At 63.2% G+C, this 5,063-nt stretch carries 4 protein-coding genes; 1 reads left to right on the forward strand and 3 read right to left on the reverse strand.

Features of this window, described 5'->3' with window-relative positions:
• Nucleotides 1-1,998: FAD-dependent oxidoreductase (locus EN969_RS16160; RefSeq protein ID WP_164758291.1), on the reverse strand; the 1,998-nt coding region annotated here is incomplete at its 3' end.
• A 58-nt stretch (nt 1,999-2,056) separates the two neighbouring features.
• Nucleotides 2,057-3,595 (reverse strand): trimethylamine methyltransferase family protein, encoded by a 1,539-nt coding sequence (locus EN969_RS16165; RefSeq protein WP_024501515.1) that lies wholly within the window; start codon nt 3,593-3,595, stop codon nt 2,057-2,059.
• Between the two features lie 217 nt (nt 3,596-3,812).
• On the opposite strand from EN969_RS16165, the gene EN969_RS16170 reads away from it, so the two are divergent.
• Entirely contained in the window at nt 3,813-4,403 is a 591-nt protein-coding gene (locus tag EN969_RS16170; RefSeq protein WP_013530886.1) for a transglycosylase SLT domain-containing protein, read from the forward strand.
• A gap of 34 nt (nt 4,404-4,437) precedes the next feature.
• Here EN969_RS16170 and EN969_RS16175 read toward each other — a convergent pair.
• A partial coding sequence (locus EN969_RS16175) for an ABC transporter ATP-binding protein (protein WP_164758292.1) occupies nt 4,438-5,063 on the reverse strand: 626 nt, incomplete at its 5' end.

A 5,063-nucleotide genomic window follows, 5' to 3' on the forward strand; every position in this document is an offset into this window, starting at 1 on the left:
GAGCGCGCGCGAGCCGCACAGGCCGATGCCGAATTCCCCGCCCGCCGCCATCAGCGCTTGATAGGCGACGCGCTGGTATTCCGGCGCCACCCAGATCTCGTAGCCGAGATCGCCGGTATAGCTCACACGGCCGACCAGGCACGGCGCCATGCCGATATCCATCCGGCCAATGGCCATGAAGGAAAAGGCCGCGTTGGAGACATCCGAGCGCGTCGCCTTTGCCAGCACATCCCGCGCCTTCGGGCCGGCGATCGACAGACCGGTGAGCTTCGCGCCCAGCGACTCGATGCGGACCGACCCATCGTCAGGCAGGTGCTTCTCGAACCAGCGCATATGGTATTGCTCGGCGATGCCGGAGCCGGCGAGGAACCAGCCCTCACTTCCGAGATTGGCGAGGGTGAAATCGCCGATCAGTCTGCCGTCTTCCTTCAGCATCGGCGCCAGCGTCATGCGGCCGGGCTTGGGCAGTTTGCAGGCAAGCATCCGGTCGAGCCAGGCGGCCGCTCCCTCACCCGTCACCTTGTATTTGGCGAAGCTCGAAATCTCCGACAGGCCGACACCGTCGCGAACTGTGGCGACCTCCTTGGCGACCTGCGTGAAATCGCTCGAGCGGCGCCAGGAGAATTCGTCCTTGACGCCTTCCGGCGCGTACCACAGCGGCACTTCCAGCCCATAGGCAACGCCCCATTGCGCACCCTTGGCCGACAGCAGGTCGTAGACCGGCGTCGTCTTCAGCGGCCGCCCGGCGGGCAGCTCCTCATTGGGGAAGCGGATCGAAAAGCGCCTGGAATAATTCTCGCGCACCTTGGCGTTGGTATAGGCCATCGTCGCCCAGTCGCCGTAGCGCGCGACATCCATCGCCCAGATGTCGGCGCCGGGATCGCCCTCGATCATCCAGTTCGACAAAGCGAGGCCGACGCCGCCGCCTTGCGAAAACCCGGCCATGACACCGCAGGCGACCCAGAAGCCCGGCAGCCCGCGCACCGGCCCGACCAATGGGTTGCCGTCGGGCGCGAAGGTGAAAGGCCCGTTGATGATCTGCTTGATGCCCGTGTTCTGGAAGGCCGGGAAATGGCGGAAGCCGACCTCAAGCGACGGCGCGATGCGGTCGATGTCGGGCGCCAGCAATTCATGGCCGAAATTCCATGGCGTCTGGTATTCGGACCATGGCTTGTTGGCCTTTTCGTAAGTGCCCATCAGCATGCCGCCGCGCTCCTGGCGCAGGTAAAGCTCGCCGTCGAAGTCGACCGCGTGGATGATCTCGGTGCCGGTCTTGGCGTTCCAGGCGGCGACCTCCGGCATATCCTCGGTGATCAGGTACATGTGCTCCATGGCCAGCACCGGCAGTTCGAGGCCGACCATGCGGCCGACCTCGCGCGCCCACAGGCCGCCGGCGTTGACGACATGCTCGGCCACCACCTCGCCCTTGTTGGTGATGACCCGCCACAGTCCGTCAGGGCGCCGCACGATGTCCTCGACCTTGGTGAAACGCTCCACTTCCGCCCCAAGTTTCCGCGCGGCCTTGGCATAGGCGTGGGTGACGCCGGAGGGATCGAGATGGCCGTCCTCTTTGTTCCTGACCGCGCCGACGAACTGCTTGGGATCGAGCAGCGGCATCAGTTCGGCCGCTTCGTTGGGCGAGATCTCCTCGAGCTCGATGCCGAGATAGCGGCCCTTGGCGACGACGCCGCGCAGCCAGTCGAGCCGCGCCTCGGTCGCTGCCAGAAGCACGCCACCGGTCAGATGCACGCCGGTCGCCTGGCCGGAAAGCTCCTCGATCTCCTTGTAGAGATTGATCGTGTATTTCTGCAGCTTGGCGACGTTGGGGTCGCCATTGATGGTGTGCATGCCCCCGGCCGCGTGCCAGGTCGAGCCTGAGGTCAGCTCGTCGCGCTCGAGCAGGACAACATCGGTCCAGCCGTGGCGGGCGAGATGGAACAACACGGAGCATCCGACGACGCCACCGCCAATGACCACGACCTTTGCATGCGATTTCATGGATTTTTTCTCTGATATCAGTGAGTTGAATGGGTGAATGGATTCAAGCTGGGAACGATCACGGCTCGCCCTGCCCGATCGCTTCCTTGCGCCTGGCCATGTAAGCCTCTAGCGCCTCGCGCACGGCGATATCCATCACCGGCTCGACATAGTCCTCCAGCGCTTTCTTCCACAGCCGCGTTGCGCGTGCCGTGGCGTCGAGGCCGCCGGCTTCCTGCCAGGCTTCGTAATTCTGCCAGTTGGACAGCATCGGCTGGTAGAAGGCAGTGGCGTAGCGCTCCAGCGTGTGCGGCTCGCCGAAGAAATGCCCACCGGTTGGCACCGCACCCAAAGCCTCGACGGCGAGTTCCGCCTCATTGACTTCGATCGGGCGCAAGAACTCCATCATATGCTGGATCATCTCGACATCGATGATGAGTTTTTCGAACGACGCCGTCAGCCCGCCCTCCTGCCAGCCGGCGGCGTGGTAGACGAGGTTGCCGTGGCCGAGCACCGCCCCCCACAGTGCCATCAGCGTCTCATAGGCGCCCTGCGCGTCGGCGGCATTGGAAGCCGAGCCCGGCGTCGTGCGGTAGGGCAGCCCGTAGCGCCGCGCCAGTTGCCCTGACGCAATGTTGGCCTTGGTGTTCTCGGGCGTGCCGAAGGCCGGCGCGCCCGACTTCATGTCGACATTGGAGGTGAAGGCGCCATACATGACCGGCGCGCCCGGACGGACAAGCTGCGTCAGCACGACGCCGAACAGCGCCTCGGCATTCTGCTGCGCCAGCGCCCCGGCCAGCGTCACCGGGCTCATCGCCCCCATCAGCGTGAACGGCGTCACCGCCACCGACTGGCCGAACTCGGCCATGGTCATCAGGCCTTCGGCCATCATCTCGTCGAAGCGGCGCGGGGAGTTGACCGAGATGATGGTGGTGATACCGGGATCGTCGCGCATCTGGTCGAGCGTCAGCCCACGCGAAATCGCCATCATCTCGATGCCGTCCAATGCCCTGCCCCGGCCGATCGCCGAGACATGGAAACTCTTGTCGGTCAGCGTCAGATTGGTGAAATAAGTGTCGAGATGGCGAGAGTTTGCCGGCAGCTCCACCGGCGCGCAGACCTGGTTGCCCAGCATGTGGATGCAGTTGAAATGCTGCGCCAGCCGTGTGAGATCCGAATAGTCGCGCAAATTGCCGGCGCGGCGGCCGCGCTCCATGTCATGGACATTGGGCGGCCCGGCAACGAGGGTGAAATTGATGGTGTTGCCGCCCAGATGAACCGCGTTGGCCGGGTTGCGCGGCGTCAACACATAGCTGGGCTGCGTGGTCTTCAGCACGTCTTCGATCAGGCCGCGATCGATGCGGACATTCGCTGAGGCATGATCGACCCTGGCGCCGGCCTTCTCGAACAGCGACAGCGCGCGCGGACTCATCACCTCGATGCCGAAATTCTCCAATATGTGCATCGACGCCTGATGGATCTGCTCGATCTGATCGGGCGACAGCATGGCCATTGGCGGATAGGGATTGGTCACCCGCCTGAGCGGCAGTTGCGGAATGGCCGATGGCCCCCGATTGCTGGTGCGCTCGGCGCCGCGTTTGCGTCTTGGTTCGTTCATGCCTGGCATCAAAGCCCCGGCAAACCAGGCAAGCTGTCATAAATACGCCGTTTGCGGGCGTGATTTTAGCCACGGCGGCATTTCCGCAGTATCCATTTATAGAATACGACGAAATATGTCGGATTGTTGATATGGGATTTCCTCGAGCGACCGCTCGGGCGAAGCGTTAATGGACGCTGCAAGATTCCCTTTATGATTTCGGCCTATTGCTCTGCCGATGCGTAGTTCGAGTTTTAGTAAAATTGGTGCGGTTTGCGTGCTGCTGGCGCTTTCGGCCTGCGCCACGCCGCCCAATCACATCAACAATGTCTGCGCCGTCTTCGACCAGAATGACGGCTGGTTCGACAACTGGCAGTCTGCCGCCGAGCGCACCCAACAGAAATATGGCATTCCCGTTCCCGTACTGATGGCGACGGTGCGCAAGGAATCGGGCTTCAAGAGCAATGCAAGGCCGCCGCGTACCAAGCTGCTCGGCTTCATTCCGTGGAAGCACGTCTCCACGGCCACCGGCTTCTCGCAGGCGCTGGACGGCACCTGGTCGCAATATCAGCGCGAGACCGGCAACTGGGCGGCGCGGCGGACGAAATTCGCCGATGCGGTCGATTTCGTCGGCTGGTATCATTCCAAGACATCTGACACCTACGGCGTCGCCCGCAACGACACCTACAATCTCTACCTTGCCTACTATCTCGGCTGGACCGCCTATGGCCGCGGCAACAGGGGCGATGCCGGTGTGCAGGGCTATGCCCGGGCCACCGACAAGATGGCGCGGGACTATGCCCAGCAGTTGAGCGAGTGCGGGAACTGAGCTTGCCGCATCGTTGATCTCGATCTTCGGACTGTCAGCTCGGCCTTTTGCCGCGCGGACGCTTTGGTGGCGTGCCAGCAAAACCGGGGCCATCGCCATGCGGCGCGTCGTCCGGCATACCTTCGTGCGCGGCGTGTTCCTTGTCGAACTTGATCACGGGCTCCATCTTGGCCAGCACGTCGTCGGAGAGCCAGCACAGGCTCATATGACCGTCGCCGAGATGCTTGACCGGCGGCACCTTGGTCTCGCAGAGATTGTCCGGCACCAGCTTCTTGTAGCCGCAACGGGTCTGGAACGGACACCCGGATGGCGGGTTCATCGCCGACGGGATGTCGCCTTCCAGCACGATGTGCTTCTTCACGACACTCGTGTCGGCGATCGGGATCGCCGACAGCAGCGCCTCGGTATAGGGATGATAGGGCGGTGCGAAGATCTGGTCGGTCGTGCCTTGCTCGACGATATAGCCGAGATACATGACGACGACGCGGTCGGCGATGTAGCGAACGACGGACAGATCGTGGCTGATAAACAGCATCGTCGTCTTGTTCTTGCGCTGGATGTCCATCAGCAGTTCGGTCACCGCCGCCTGCACCGACACGTCCAATGCCGAGACCGGCTCGTCGGCCACCACCACCTTGGCGTCACCGGCAAAGGCTCGCG

It is taken from the genome of Mesorhizobium sp. M7A.F.Ca.CA.003.01.2.1, assembly GCF_003998945.1.
Taxonomy (GTDB): domain Bacteria; phylum Pseudomonadota; class Alphaproteobacteria; order Rhizobiales; family Rhizobiaceae; genus Mesorhizobium; species Mesorhizobium ciceri.

What these genes read in the sequence shown, in the direction of transcription:
- EN969_RS16170 (WP_013530886.1), top strand. Translation starts at nt 3,813, where the DNA reads ATGCGTAGTTCGAGTTTTAGTAAAATTGGTGCGGTTTGCGTGCTGCTG.
- EN969_RS16165 (WP_024501515.1), bottom strand. Translation starts at nt 3,595, where the DNA reads ATGAACGAACCAAGACGCAAACGCGGCGCCGAGCGCACCAGCAATCGG.